At 66.9% G+C, this 12,842-nt stretch carries 12 protein-coding genes; 7 read left to right on the forward strand and 5 right to left on the reverse strand.

What is annotated here, in order from left to right; genetic code table 11:
• Window positions 1-13 precede the first annotated feature (13 nt).
• Together ACQ7JA_RS23710 and ACQ7JA_RS23715 are read right to left on the reverse strand one after the other, a co-directional pair.
• The gene (locus tag ACQ7JA_RS23710) at window positions 14-1,618 is read right to left on the reverse strand and encodes a DHA2 family efflux MFS transporter permease subunit (RefSeq protein WP_430902165.1); all 1,605 of its coding nucleotides are present in this window, start codon (window positions 1,616-1,618) and stop codon (window positions 14-16) included.
• Between the two features lie 9 nt (window positions 1,619-1,627).
• Window positions 1,628-2,767 carry an HlyD family secretion protein gene (locus tag ACQ7JA_RS23715; protein ID WP_430902166.1) on the reverse strand — a complete coding sequence of 380 codons (1,140 nt, stop codon included), beginning with the start codon at window positions 2,765-2,767 and terminating at the stop codon, window positions 1,628-1,630.
• Window positions 2,768-2,884: 117 nt separating this feature from the next.
• Here ACQ7JA_RS23715 and ACQ7JA_RS23720 point away from each other — a divergent pair, with 117 nt between their 5' ends.
• Entirely contained in the window at window positions 2,885-3,535 is a 651-nt protein-coding gene (locus ACQ7JA_RS23720; protein WP_430902167.1) for a TetR/AcrR family transcriptional regulator, read from the forward strand.
• Window positions 3,536-3,669: 134 nt separating this feature from the next.
• On the forward strand, window positions 3,670-3,855 hold the full coding sequence (locus tag ACQ7JA_RS23725; protein ID WP_430902168.1) for a hypothetical protein: 186 nt from the start codon (window positions 3,670-3,672) through the stop codon (window positions 3,853-3,855).
• 68 nt (window positions 3,856-3,923) lie between these two features.
• On the opposite strand, the gene ACQ7JA_RS23730 is transcribed toward ACQ7JA_RS23725, so the two are convergent.
• Together ACQ7JA_RS23730 and ACQ7JA_RS23735 are read right to left on the reverse strand one after the other, a co-directional pair.
• Window positions 3,924-4,241, reverse strand: a complete 318-nt coding sequence (locus ACQ7JA_RS23730; RefSeq protein WP_430902169.1) for a hypothetical protein — start codon at window positions 4,239-4,241, stop codon at window positions 3,924-3,926.
• 121 nt (window positions 4,242-4,362) lie between these two features.
• Entirely contained in the window at window positions 4,363-5,184 is an 822-nt protein-coding gene (locus tag ACQ7JA_RS23735; protein ID WP_430902170.1) for a cupin domain-containing protein, read from the reverse strand.
• Window positions 5,185-5,320: 136 nt separating this feature from the next.
• On the opposite strand from ACQ7JA_RS23735, the gene ACQ7JA_RS23740 reads away from it, so the two are divergent.
• From ACQ7JA_RS23740 to ACQ7JA_RS23760, 5 genes are all read left to right on the forward strand, one after another.
• Window positions 5,321-6,976, forward strand: coding sequence for a methyl-accepting chemotaxis protein (locus tag ACQ7JA_RS23740; RefSeq protein ID WP_430902171.1), 1,656 nt, complete (start codon window positions 5,321-5,323; stop codon window positions 6,974-6,976).
• A gap of 125 nt (window positions 6,977-7,101) precedes the next feature.
• Window positions 7,102-7,527, forward strand: coding sequence for a DUF2141 domain-containing protein (locus tag ACQ7JA_RS23745; protein ID WP_430902172.1), 426 nt, complete (start codon window positions 7,102-7,104; stop codon window positions 7,525-7,527).
• 10 nt (window positions 7,528-7,537) lie between these two features.
• On the forward strand, window positions 7,538-9,022 hold the full coding sequence (locus ACQ7JA_RS23750; RefSeq protein ID WP_430902173.1) for a carotenoid oxygenase family protein: 1,485 nt from the start codon (window positions 7,538-7,540) through the stop codon (window positions 9,020-9,022).
• Complete coding sequence (locus ACQ7JA_RS23755; protein ID WP_430902174.1) at window positions 9,019-10,167, forward strand: sensor histidine kinase; 1,149 nt, start codon at window positions 9,019-9,021, stop codon at window positions 10,165-10,167. Before ACQ7JA_RS23750 ends, ACQ7JA_RS23755 begins: the two co-directional genes overlap by 4 nt.
• Before the next feature lie 32 nt (window positions 10,168-10,199).
• Window positions 10,200-10,916 carry a LytR/AlgR family response regulator transcription factor gene (locus tag ACQ7JA_RS23760; protein ID WP_430902175.1) on the forward strand — a complete coding sequence of 239 codons (717 nt, stop codon included), beginning with the start codon at window positions 10,200-10,202 and terminating at the stop codon, window positions 10,914-10,916.
• A 94-nt stretch (window positions 10,917-11,010) separates the two neighbouring features.
• Here ACQ7JA_RS23760 and lpdA read toward each other — a convergent pair whose 3' ends face one another.
• Complete coding sequence (gene lpdA, locus ACQ7JA_RS23765) at window positions 11,011-12,834, reverse strand: dihydrolipoyl dehydrogenase (RefSeq protein ID WP_430902176.1); 1,824 nt, start codon at window positions 12,832-12,834, stop codon at window positions 11,011-11,013.
• Window positions 12,835-12,842: the final 8 nt, after the last annotated feature.

The following is a 12,842-nucleotide window of genomic DNA, read 5'->3' on the forward strand; positions in this document are numbered from 1 at the left end:
TCCATTCTCTCTTTCAGTGCGCGCCGGAAGCGCCGCCCGGGGACTTCACCTTGTCGGCCAGCCAGATCGCCGCGATGCAGGCGATCAGCACGACGCCGATGATCCAGAAGCCGTCGTTATAGGCCATCACATAGGACTCGCGCCGCACGAGGCGGTCCACCATGGCCAGGGCCTGATTCGCGGCCGTCGCCGGGTCCATGCCGCCGGCGATGAAGCCCTGGGTCAGCGCATCCAGGCGCTGCTGGGTCGCCGGCGCGTAGTGCGACACGGATTCGCCCAGCATCGCCGAGTGGAAGTGCTCGCGGTTGGTGAGGCTGGTGGCCAGCAGCGCGATGCCGATCGAACCGCCCAGGTTACGGGTCATGTTGAACAGGCTCGAGGCCGAGGGCATGTCCTGCGGCGGCAGTCCCTGCATCGCGAAGTTCGACAGGGTCAGCATCACGAAGGGCTGGCCGATCGCGCGGATCACCTGGGTCCACATCAGCTGGTCATAGCCGGTGCTGGCGTCCATGAAGGCGTTCATCAGGCAGGAGCCGCCGAACAGCAGCAGGCCGAAGGAGCACAGGATGCGGTTGTCGACCTTCGAGGACAGCGCGGCGGCAAAAGGCATCACGAACAGCTGCGGCAGGCCGACCCAGGCGATCACCTCGCCGATCTGCATCGGCGTGTAGCCCGCGATCTGGCCCAGGTAGAGCGGCAGCAGGAACGACGATCCATACAGCCCCATGCCGATCACGGCCGACAGCACGGTCGCGACCAGGAAGTTGCGCTGCCCGTAGAGGCGCAGGTTCACGAAGGGGTCGGGGCGCGAGAAGCTCAGCGCCACCCAGCCCAGGATGCCGACCAGGGACAGCGAGGCGAAGGTGACGATGAAGGAAGATTCGAACCAGTCCTTCGAATTGCCCTCTTCCAGGAAGATCGTGAGGCAGGCCAGGCCCATCGCCATCAGGCCGATGCCGAGCCAGTCGGCCTTGAGCAGCGCGCTGACATTCGGCTTTTCCTTGTCCAGGCCGTACACCATGCCGGCGATCAAGAGCACGCCCGGCACCCAGTTGATGTAGAAGATCGAGGGCCAGCCGTAGAGTTCGGACAGGTAGCCGCCCAGGGTCGGGCCCATGGCCGGGGCCAGCGTGGCGGTGAGGCCGAAGATCGCCATGCCGGCCGCGCGCTTCGACGCCGGCAGCCGGGTCACCACCAATGTGAGCGCCATCGGGATCAGGGCGCCGCCCGTGAAGCCCTGCAGCATGCGGAACACGATCATGCTTTCCAGGTTCCAGGCCGCGCCGCACAGCGTCGAGAAGACCAGGAACAGGACGGTGGTCCCGATCATGTAGAGGCGGGCGCCGAAGGCGCGGGTGAACAGCGCCGTCATCGGGATCACGACGATTTCCGCGCACAGGTAGGCGGTCGAGATCCACGAGCCCTCTTCCTGGGTGGCCGACAATGTGCCGAGGATGTCGCGCAGCGAGGAGTTGGTGATCTGGATGTCGAGCACCGCCATGAAGGCGCCCAGCATGCCGGCCGCCACCGCCATCCAGGTGCGCGCATCGATGTGGGCGCCGTTGGCCGGCGCGCCCGGCACGGCGGCGGGCACGGCTGCCTTGCCAAGACTGGTCATCGCGGTTCCTTAGCGGGCGCTGGCGGTCTGGGTGTGGGCGGTCTTCTGGCCGAGCGCGACCTCGGCCACCACCGACATGCCCGGCACCAGGCGGCCGGCGTACTTCTTCACGTCCTGCGGGTCGAGCACGATCTTGACCGGCACGCGCTGGACGATCTTGGTAAAGTTGCCGGTGGCGTTATCGGCCGGCAGCAGGGCGAACTGGTTGCCCGAGGCCGGCGAGAAGCTGTGCACGCGGCCGACCAGGTGCTTGCCCGGCAGCGCGTCGACTTCGAGTTCCACTTCCTGGCCCGGCTCGAGGCCGGCCAGCTGGGTTTCCTTGAAATTGGCGGTCACCCAGACATCGTCCTCGACCACGGCCAGCAGCTGCTGGCCCGGCTGCACACGGGCGCCGACTTCGACGCTGCGCTTGCCGATGCGGCCCGCGACCGGCGCCACGATGCGGTTGTAGGCCAGCTGCTGCTGCGCGTCCTTCAGCTGCGCCTGCAGCACCTTGACCTGGGCCCCGAGCACGTCGCGGCCGGCGGCGGCTGCCAGCACCTGCGCCTGGGCGGCGCTGGCGCTGTCGCGGCGCGCGGTTACGTCGGCCTGGGCCGAAGCGCGCGCGGCGCTGGAGGCGTCCACCTCGGCCTTCGAGACGGCCTTCATGGTGTCGTTGTACAGCTGGCCGAAGCGCTCGGCGTCCTGGCGCGCGCGCACCAGCTGGGCCTCGGCCTGTTTCACCTGGGCGCCGGCGGCCGCGGCCTGGGCCTTCACCTGGGCGATCTGCGCGTCGGCCTGGGCCATCTGCTGCCGGACGCTGGCGATCTGCGCCTCGATCTGCTCGACGCGTACGCTGTGGTCGGCCGGGTCCAGCTCGGCGATCACGTCGCCGGCCTTGACCATCTGGTTGTCGTCCACCAGCACGCGGGTGACGACGCCGGCCACGCGGCTCGAGACCGGGTGCACACGGCCGGTCACGTAGGCGTTCTCGGTCTCCACATAGTGATGGCTGCGATACCACATGCGGCCGCCCGCCCCGAGGGCGACGAGGGCGATCACCGCCACCACGCCGAGCACGCGCTTGTTGGGTGGCGTCTTGCCGGGTGCAGCGGGTGCTTGCGCTTGCTGGGCTGGCGGCTGCGCGGCCGGGGTGTGCGATTCTGCCATGGCGGTCAAACTCCGAAGAAAAATGAAATGGGGCGATCGCATTATTCGACAAGGCGTGGGCCAAGTCAAGAAATGAAACGGTTGCATTTCATTTTTAGGTGCATTACTCTACCCTCCATGAGTAAAGACCTTCCCGAGTCCAGCCAGCCCCTGAAATCGGCCGGCCGCCCCAAGGCGTCCGAAGTCGAGGCGCGCACCCGCGAACTGATCGATGTCGCCGGCTGCCTCTTCCTGAAGCATGGCTATACCGGCGTGAGCCTGGAAGCGATCGCGCGCGAGGCGCGGGTCGCGGTGCGTACCATCTATGTGAAGTTCGGCGGCAAGGCCGGTCTGCTGAAGGCCGTGCTGGCGGCGCGGCGCGAGCGCTTTTTCCCGGTCGGCAAGATGGATGTCGACCAGCGTCCGCTGCGCGAAGTCATCGGCGAGTTCGCCGGCTATTTCTACGACATGCTGTGCGAACCGGATGCGATGGCCCTGCAGCGCGTGGTGATCGCGGAGGCGGGCAGCAATCCGGAACTGGCCGAGGCCTTCTACGAAGCCGGCCCGCGCGCCACCCGTGAGATGCTGGAGCGCTATTTTGCCCGGCCCGACATCCGCGCCCAGCTGCGTCCCGATGTGCCCGTGGCCCTGCTCCCTTCGCACCTGATCGCCTGCATCAACGGCGACCCGGTCATGCGTTTCCTGTTTCCGCGACAGCAGCCCAGCCACGAAGAAGCCCGGCGCCTACTTTCTGATCGGCTAGAGCTCTTTTATCACAGCATTCTTTGACCAGATGGTCAAAAAACGGTCTGTGCGGCATCGCACCGACCCGAAGCGTATTTTTATGTCAATATGGCATCCTTACCAAAGGAGGATGTCATGAACAAAAAAACGACAGCGGCAGTTCGCCGCGAGGAGGAAGCATGAGCAAGTCTTCCCGATACGAGTGGCGCGACCAGCAGGCCGCCCTGCAGGAGCGCATGAAAGGTTTCCTCCAGAACCCGAACAACGAACAGCTGGAAGCGGTCGTCGCCGACATGCGTGCTTATGCCGCCGCCGCAAAGGCAGGGACCATCGATATCCCGGAACGCTTCATCGCATTCAGCTGACAGCTGCAACGCTGAACGAACAGGCAGAGCTGCCGCCCCGCGCAAGCCGGGCGGCTTTTTTTTAGCCGCTAGGCCAGGGCCGGCGCCGGGTCCGACCGGGACTGCGTCTCGAAGTCGTAGAGCCGCGTCAGGCAGTAGACCTTGCGCGGCGCGCGGTGGCGTTCGTGGATTTCGCGGGTCACGACCTCCACGCGGCGCGGCTGGGCGGCCACCTGGCGCGGATCGATCGCATCGAGCGCGCCATCGGCGAAGCGCGCCGCCAGTTGCTGGGAAATCGTGCCGTGGACAAGGGTCGGCGCGCCATGCACGGTGGTCTTCAGTTCGAAACAGCGCGTTTCGGGCAGGACGAATACCGTCCCGATGTATTCGTGGCCGTGTTCGTACATTGCAGTCTCCCTTTGTCTTGACACGCGACCGGCGGCAAAGCGGCTTGCCGCCACACCCTCCCATCATAGCGTCAATACGATCGTGGCAACCCCGGCACGATTGAAACGGCGCGCCGGCCGCTCAAGCCGCCTGTTTGAGCCATCCGCGCGGCGACATCCCCATCCGTGCGGTAAACGCGCGCGTGAACGTGGACGGACTGGTGAATCCGGTCTGCTCACTGACCAGCTTGACCGGGATGCCTTGCCGAAGCAGGCGGCCGCCGAGCGCAATGCGCCAGCGGCTGAGGTACTCGCCGGGCGGCATCCCGACGACATTCCGAAAATGCTCGGCGAAGGCGGCGCGCGACATGCACGCAACGGTCGCCAGCGTCTGCAGGGTCCACGGTTCCTGCGGGCGTTCGTGGACCGCGGCCAGGGCCAGCGACAGCTGCCGGTCGGCCAGCCCGGAGAGCAGCCCCGGGGAGAGGCGTCCGCTGTCGAACTCGCGCCGCATCAACTGCACCAGCAGCACGTCGCACAGGCGGTCCAGCACCAGCTCGCGTCCGGGCGCCGCGCCTCCCGCTTCGCCAAACAGCATCTCCAGCGTCGCCCCCAGAACAGGAGCTTCGGACAGCGGCATGTGCACGCACGCGGGCAGCAGGCGCGCCAGGGGATTGGCCATGCCTTCTTCGAACACGATGTCGGCGCACAGCAACGATGCGCTGCGCCCCTCCGGGATGCGCAGGAGATGGCTCATGCCGCGCGGATAAAAGACCAGCGACGGCTCGTCCGCCAGGACCCGGCCGCCGTCCTCATGCACGAATTCCACCGGTCCGCGCCGCACCAGGTGCAGATGGCCGGACATGCCGTTATGGCGGAAATGGCTGGTATCGCAGAAATCGCCGTTGAAGAAAACCCGGGCATGGAAGGCGTGGCGCCCCAGAAGCTGTGACAGTTTGTCCATTTAATCAGATATCGACGCTTTGCAATCTTATCTGGACGATATGCAAAGTTGCCACATGGAAATTTATCGAATTTGGGTAGAAAATGCTTCTCCTTTAACGGCAACCCGCCGTTTTTCTTTCGCCTTTTTCGAGACCATGAAAAACCTCCGTATCAAACACATCATCACGTCGGTCACCAGCGCCCTCATCGTCGTGACCGTCGCGGTGGGCGGCCTCGGCTACTATGCGACCCAGCAATCCGTCGACCTGCTCGAGAATCTCGCCCTGCGCGGCGCCAAACAGCAAACGGCGCTGGCGACCATCGCCTACCATATGGAAACCAATCGCAGCCAGCTCCTGCAAGCTCTCCAGCATAATCCCGAGAGCAAATATGCGGTGATGCACGATCATCCGCTGGCGAATCATTTCAATAGCATCAACGCCAACACCGCGGCGCTGAAAAAGGAGCACGCAACCCTGCTGGCCTCCCTGCGACGCCCCGAGACGAAGGAAGCGATCGCGCGCTGGGAAAGCGCCAGCGACGGCTTCGGGATCGACCTGGTCACCAAAGCCTCCCATGCACTCGAGGACGGCAACTGGGAACTCGCGCAGTCGCTGCTGATCCGCCAGATCAACCCGACCTACCTGAAAGGCCAGCAGGCCTACGCAGGCCTGCAGGATTTCATGAGCACCCGCGACGCGCGCCGCAGCGAAGAACTGCATGAACGCCTCGACCTCCTGAACATGCTCAGCATCGGGGCGATCCTGTTCGCCGTGCTGCTGGCGGCGGGCGCCACCGTCTATCTGGTGCGCGCCATCACCCGTCCGCTCGACATCGCGGTGGAGGCGGCGCGCCGGGTGGCCGGCGGCGACCTCGGGACCCGCATCACGGTCGATTCGAAGAACGAGTTCGGCCAGCTGCTGTCTGCCCTGCGAGAGATGACGGCCAGCCTGGCCGGCATCGTGGGCGAAGTACGCAGCGGCAGCGAGATCATCGCCAGCGCCTCGAGCCAGATCGCGATGGGCAATATGGACCTGTCCTCGCGTACCGAACAGCAGGCCAGCTCGATCGAGGAAACCGCGGCTTCGGTCGAGGAACTCACCACGACGGTGCGCCAGAACGCCGACAATGCGCGCCAGGCCAATGGCCTGGCGGCGACGGCATCGCATGTCGCGACCCGCGGCGGCGCCGTCGTCGCCGAGGTCGTGAACACCATGGGGGCCATCAACGAGTCGGCGCGCAAGATCGTCGACATCATCGCCGTCATCGACGGCATCGCGTTCCAGACCAATATCCTGGCGCTGAACGCCGCCGTCGAGGCGGCCCGGGCCGGCGAACAGGGCCGCGGCTTCGCCGTGGTCGCCTCCGAAGTGCGCAACCTGGCGCAGCGCTCGGCCAGCGCGGCCAAGGAAATCAAGGCATTGATCACCGATTCGGTCGACAAGGTCGACAGCGGCACCCAGCTGGTGAGCCAGGCCGGCGCCACCATGGAGGACATCGTGCAGAGCGTGCGCAGGGTGGCCGACATCATGGGAGAGATCACGGCGGCGAGCAGCGAGCAGAGCGCCGGTATCGAACAGATTCACCAGGCCATCAGCCAGATGGACCAGGTGACCCAGCAGAATGCGGCGCTGGTCGAGGAAGCCGCCAGCGCGGCCCAGTCGCTCGAGGAAAGCGCAGCCAGCCTGGCCCAGCGCGTCAGCGTGTTCAGGACGGGTGAGGAAACCGCGCAGCCGGCGACACGCACGGCCGCCATCCGGCCGGCCGCCGGCCGCGTTGCGCCAGGCCAGTTGGCCTGGTCGGCGGCCTGACCCCTGCAACTCGCGCCGGCGCCACGCATTTCGCGCCGGCTCCCCGCCGCTTCGTCGCAAGCCGGGACCGGGCGGCCGGCGCCTCGCTAGAGTGGCTCCATCGACAACCGATGGAGACCACGACCATGAACCCGCTCCGCAGCGCCGCCTGCCTCGCCCTCAGCCTCACCAGCCTCTCTGCCCTGCCGGCCTGCGCCGCCGACCTCACCGTGCGCGTCGCCGACATCCCGTCCGCCCAGGGCAGCATCATGGTCGCCGTCTACGACGCCCAGGCCAACTTCCTGCGCCGCCCGGTGCAGAGCGCACGCGTGGATGCCGCCGCCGGCACCGTCGACATCGTCATCAAGGACCTGCCGGCGGGCGGCTATGGCATCGCCGTGTTCCATGATGCCAACGGCAACGGCAAGATGGACAGCAACGTCATGGGCGTCCCGGTCGAAGACCACGCCTTCAGCAACAATGCGCGCGGCACCATGGGCCCGCCCAGCTTCGAACAGGTGAAGTTCAGCCTGCCGGCCGCGGGCGCCACCGCCACCATCAGCCTGCGTTGAGGAGCCGGACATGGACCGTCGCCGCTTTCTCGGAGGACTGGGCGCGCTCACCCTGGCCAATGCCGCCCGCGCCGACCAGGAGACGTTCCGGCGCTTCCACGCCGCGCTCGAACGCAATCCCAGCCTGGGCGTGTACGCCGACACGGTCGGCAGCCAGCTTGGGGAAGCGGCGATCGGCGGCCGCATCCCGAAGGACCTGCAGGGCAGCTTCTACCGCAACGGACCGGGGCGCTTCGAGCTGGGCGGCGAGCGCTACCACCACTGGTTCGACGGCGACGGTTTCGTGCAGCGCTGGACCATCGCTGGCGGCAAGGTCCGGCACCAGGGGCGCTTCGTCGAGACGCGCCGCTACCTCGACGAGTCGCAGGCCGGCGAGTTCCTCTACCCGGCCTTCGGCACGTATGTCGCGCGCCGGGGTTTCCGCGACAACGACACCCTGAACGCGGCCAACACCAACCTGGTGCCGCTGGATGGCCGCCTGTATGCGCTGTGGGAAGGCGGCTCGGCCTACGAGGTCGATCCCGAGACGCTGGCGACAAAAGGCGTGAAAACCTGGCGCGACGACCTGCGCGCGATGCCGTTCTCGGCGCATCCGAAACTCGATCCGCAGGGCGGCATGTGGAATTTCGGCGCCCTGCCCGGCTCGAGCCGCATCGCCCTCTACCAGATCGGCGCCGACGGCGCGGTAGTGCGCACCGGCCTCGTCGAGGTGCCGCAGCAAGCCATGGTGCATGACTTCGCGGTCAGCAGCAAGCACCTGATCTTCCTGATCCCGCCCTACGACCTGAAAGAGGGCAAGGAACTGAGCTTCGCCGATCGCCACGTCTGGGCCGGCGACGGCCCCGCCGCCCGTCCGCTGCGCGTCGTCGTGGTGACCAAGGACACCCTCAAGGTGCGCCAGGTCTTCGAACTGCCGCCGCGCATGGTCTTCCACTTCGGGAATGCCTGGGAAGACGGCGCCTGCACCCGCTTCGACACGGTGCTGCACGAAGGCGACGTGCTGAAAGACCTGGGCAGCCTGATGGCGGGCGAGCAGCGCGCCAACGCGCAGGGGCGCAGCGAGGCGGTGCAGATCTGCCTGGACTACGAAGGCCGCCGGGCGCGGGTGAGCCGCCTGCTGGGCCCCAGCGAATTCCCGCGCGTGTCCCCGCTGGTGGTCGGCGGCCGCCACCGCAGGCTGGTGCTGCTGGGCAGCGACAAGCACAAGAGTTCGGCCCGGCTGGATACCGTGAACCTGGTCGACCTCGACAGCGGCAAAGTCGACGGCTACCGCTTCGACGCGGGCTGGCAGGTCGAGGAACACGTGCTGGTCCCGCGCCGCAATGCGCGGTCGGAGACCGATGGCTACCTGGTGGGCGTGGCCCAGGATCTCAGGAAAGGCGTGGGCGTGATGACGGTCTTCGATGCGGCGCGCGTGAGCGCCGGACCGGTGGCGCTGGCGCGGCTGCCCTATCGCACGCCGCACTGCTTTCATGGTAATTTCTTGTCTGCATGATTACCACCGCCCACCTCAGGCGCGGCCATCCGCTCGAACTGATTCCCCTGTTCCGCCGCTGGCCGCCCTCGCCCCTGCGCAACCTGCTCTACACGGCCATCTGGAGCAGCCTGCTCGCGCTTGCACTGACAGTCCTGCAACAACTGTTCGGCCGCGGCGGCGCTTCCTTCATGCGCCTGCTGTTCGCCACCCTCGTCATCAGCAACCTGATCGGCTTCATGGTCCACGGCGCCCTGCAACTGCTCGAGCGTTACCTGCCGCGCCATAACATGCTGCTGTTCCGCGCCGCGCAGCTGCTGGCGGTCGCGACGGCGAGCATGATCGGCATCCCCTTCGGCAATGCCCTGCTCGTCGGTACGCATCCGATGCGCTTCTTCCAGCACAGCTCCGCACTGGCCATCCTGGCGAGCTTCGCCGTGATGACCGCCGTGCTGATGGTGATGCTGCTGGTTGCGGGCGAGCGCCGCCTGCGGCGCGCGGAAGAAGCGGCGCGCCAGCAGGAACAGATCGCCGCCGCCGGCCGCCTGATCGCGGAAGCACGCCTGCGCGCCCTGCAGGCCCAGATCGAACCCCACTTCCTCTACAACACCCTGGCCAATGTGGTGAGCCTGATTGATGCTCAACCGGCCAAGGCCCGGCGCATGCTGGAGCGCTTCATCGACTACCTGCGCGCCAGCCTCGCTGCCAGCCGCGCCGAACACGCCACCGTGGGCAGCGAGCTGGATCTGGCCGGCGCCTACCTCGACGTGCTGGGCGTGCGCATGGAAGAACGCCTGCGCTGGCGTTTCGAGCTCGACCCGGCAAGTAGCAGCCTGCCGATGCCGCCCATGCTGCTGCAGCCGCTGGTCGAGAACGCGATCATGCACGGTATCGAACCCAAGCTCGACGGCGGCGAGATCGTCGTGCGCGCGCGCGTCGACAACGGTCTGCTCTGCATCGAAGTGGCGGACAGCGGCCTGGGCTTGCGCATGGCGCCTCCACGCCCGGGCGGCGGCGTCGGCCTGTCCAACCTGCGCGAGCGCCTGCAGCAGCTGTTCGGCTCCGGCGCGCAGCTGCAACTCTTCGAAAACCCGGCGGGCGGCGTCACTTCGCGCCTGCTGCTTCCCCTGTCCATGGTGCCATCATCGACCACCCCCACGCCCTGATCGCGGACGACGAGCCGCACCTGCTCGACTACATGGCCTCGCAACTGGCGACTGCCTGGCCGGGCCTGCGCATCACGCGCGCCGCCAACGGCATCCAGGCCCTGCAGCTCATCGACGAGCTGGCGCCCGACGTCGTCTTCCTCGACATCCAGATGCCGGGCCTGAACGGCATCGACCTGGCCGCCCGCCTGTGCGAAGGCGCGAATCCGCCGCGCGTCGTGTTCACCACCGCCTTCGACCACTACACCCTGCAGGCTTTCGAGCATGCGGCCTTCGATTACCTCCTGAAGCCGATCGGCCTGGAGCGCCTGTCGCGCACCGTGGCGCGGCTGAAGGAGACGCTGGCCAGGCCTGCTTCAGCGCCACCCGCGGATGCACTGGCGGCGCTGCTGCGCCAGCTCGGCGTGGCCGCACCCGCGCCAACCCCGCTGCAGTGGATCCGCGCCGCCAAGGGACAGGAAACGCGCCTGATCGCCATCGACGAAGTGATCTACTTCCAGAGCAACGACAAATACACCAGCGTGTTCCTGGCGGATGGCGAATGCCTGATCCGCACGCCGCTGGCCAAGCTGAAGGAACAGCTCGATGCCCAGCAGTTCTGGCAGATCCACCGGGGAGTGATCGTGGCGGCGAAGCACATCGCGGGGACGCGCACGGACTTTCGCGGACGGCTGCATGTGCGGCTGAAGGGGCGGGACGAGCAGCTGGTGGTGAGCCGGAATTACGTGGATCTCTTCAGGCAGATGTAGCGGGTTTGCAGGCCGGGACCCAAGTCCGACCGTAGCCAACAAAGGAAAACGGGACCCTCGAGGTCCCGTTTCCACTGCATCACTTAAACGGCGATCACTTCTTGCGCGCCGGCGGCAGGTCGGTGCAGACGCCCTTGTAGGCTTCCGCCGCCATGCCGATCGACTCGCCCAGGGTCGGGTGCGGGTGGATGGTCTTGCCGATGTCCACGCCGTCCGCGCCCATCTCGATGGCCAGCGCCACTTCACCGATCATGTCGCCGGCATTGGTGCCGACGATGGTGCCGCCGATGATGCGCTTGGTCTCGGCATCGAACAGCAGCTTGGTGAAGCCTTCGTCGCGGCCGTTGGCGACCGCGCGGCCGCTGGCGTTCCACGGGAAGTGGCCCTTCTCGACGGCGATGCCCTTCTGCTTGGCTTCGTCTTCGGTCAGGCCGACCCACGCGACTTCCGGATCGGTGTAGGCCACCGACGGAATCACTTTCGCATCGAAGAAAGCCTTCTCGCCGTGCGCGGCTTCCGCTGCGACGTGGGCTTCGTGCACCGCCTTGTGCGCCAGCATCGGCTGCCCCACCAGGTCGCCGATGGCGAAGATGTGCGGCACATTGGTGCGCATCTGGCCGTCCACGCCGATGAAGCCGCGGTCGGTGACTGCCACGCCGGCCTTCTCGGCGGCGATCTTCTTGCCGTTCGGGCTGCGGCCCACGGCCACCAGCACCAGGTCGTAGACCTGCGCTTCCGGCGCCGGCTGGCCCGCTTCGGCGGCTTCGAAGCTCACCTTGATCCCTTCCGGCAGCGCTTCCACGCCGACGGTCCTGGTCTTCAACATGATGTTGTCGAAGCGGTGGGCGTTGTACTTCTGCCAGACCTTGACGGCCTCGCGGTCGGCGCCCTGCATCAGGCCGTCCATCATCTCGACCACGTCGATGCGCGCACCCAGGGTCGAGTACACGGTCGCCATCTCCAGGCCGATGATGCCGCCGCCGATGACCAGCATGCGCTTCGGCACCTGGCGCAGTTCCAGCGCGCCGGTCGAATCGACGATGCGCGGATCTTCCGGCACGAAGGGCAGCTTCACCACCGAGGAACCGGCGGCGATGATCGCTTTCGCGAACTTGATCACCTTCTTGCTGCCGTCGCCTGCCGTGACTTCGATGTGGTTCGGGCTGAGGAACTGGCCCACGCCCTGCACCACATTCACCTTGCGCGCCTTGGCCATGAAGTTCAGGCCGCCGGTCATCTTCTTGATCACGCCATCCTTGTAGGCGCGCAGCTTGTCGATGTCGACATCGGGCTTGGCGAAGGAGACGCCCAGGTCGGCCATGTGCGCGGTCTCGTCCATGATGTGCGCCACGTGCAGCAGCGCCTTGGACGGGATGCAGCCCACGTTCAGGCAGACGCCGCCCAGGGTCGCGTACTTCTCGACCAGCACGGTGTTCATGCCCAGGTCGGCCGCGCGGAAGGCGGCCGAGTAGCCGCCGGGACCGGCGCCCAGCACCATCATTTCGCATTCGATGTCGACCTGGCCGCTGTAGCTGGCCGCGCCCGGGGCCGGGGCGGCCGCAGGGCTGGCCGCAGGCGCCGGATGCGCAGGCGCATAGGAATCGGTCGGCTTGGTGGCGGCGGTCGGCGCGGCAGCCTGCGGCGGAGCGGCAGCCGGGGCAGGCGCTGCCGCAGCCGCGCCGGACTCTTCGACCATCAACAGCAGCGAACCTTCGTTCACCTTGTCGCCCACCTTGACCTTCACTTCCTTGACCACGCCGGCATTCGTCGACGGGATCTCCATGCTGGCCTTGTCCGACTCGACGGTGACCAGGGACTGGTCGACCTTGATGGTGTCGCCCGGCTTGACCAGCAGCTCGATGATCTCCACGTCCTTGAAGTCGCCGATATTCGGGACTTTCACTTCAACAGTGCTCATTCCCGGGC

Source organism: Massilia sp. BKSP1R2A-1, assembly GCF_050586525.1.
Classification (GTDB): Bacteria; Pseudomonadota; Gammaproteobacteria; order Burkholderiales; family Burkholderiaceae_D; genus Telluria.

Coding starts and splice junctions, on each gene's coding strand:
- ACQ7JA_RS23710 (WP_430902165.1), bottom strand. CDS start 1,618: ATGACCAGTCTTGGCAAGGCAGCCGTGCCCGCCGCCGTGCCGGGCGCG.
- ACQ7JA_RS23760 (WP_430902175.1), top strand. CDS start 10,200: ATGGCCTCGCAACTGGCGACTGCCTGGCCGGGCCTGCGCATCACGCGC.
- ACQ7JA_RS23740 (WP_430902171.1), top strand. CDS start 5,321: ATGAAAAACCTCCGTATCAAACACATCATCACGTCGGTCACCAGCGCC.
- ACQ7JA_RS23730 (WP_430902169.1), bottom strand. CDS start 4,241: ATGTACGAACACGGCCACGAATACATCGGGACGGTATTCGTCCTGCCC.
- lpdA (WP_430902176.1), bottom strand. CDS start 12,834: ATGAGCACTGTTGAAGTGAAAGTCCCGAATATCGGCGACTTCAAGGAC.
- ACQ7JA_RS23720 (WP_430902167.1), top strand. CDS start 2,885: ATGAGTAAAGACCTTCCCGAGTCCAGCCAGCCCCTGAAATCGGCCGGC.
- ACQ7JA_RS23725 (WP_430902168.1), top strand. CDS start 3,670: ATGAGCAAGTCTTCCCGATACGAGTGGCGCGACCAGCAGGCCGCCCTG.
- ACQ7JA_RS23755 (WP_430902174.1), top strand. CDS start 9,019: ATGATTACCACCGCCCACCTCAGGCGCGGCCATCCGCTCGAACTGATT.
- ACQ7JA_RS23745 (WP_430902172.1), top strand. CDS start 7,102: ATGAACCCGCTCCGCAGCGCCGCCTGCCTCGCCCTCAGCCTCACCAGC.
- ACQ7JA_RS23715 (WP_430902166.1), bottom strand. CDS start 2,767: ATGGCAGAATCGCACACCCCGGCCGCGCAGCCGCCAGCCCAGCAAGCG.
- ACQ7JA_RS23735 (WP_430902170.1), bottom strand. CDS start 5,184: ATGGACAAACTGTCACAGCTTCTGGGGCGCCACGCCTTCCATGCCCGG.
- ACQ7JA_RS23750 (WP_430902173.1), top strand. CDS start 7,538: ATGGACCGTCGCCGCTTTCTCGGAGGACTGGGCGCGCTCACCCTGGCC.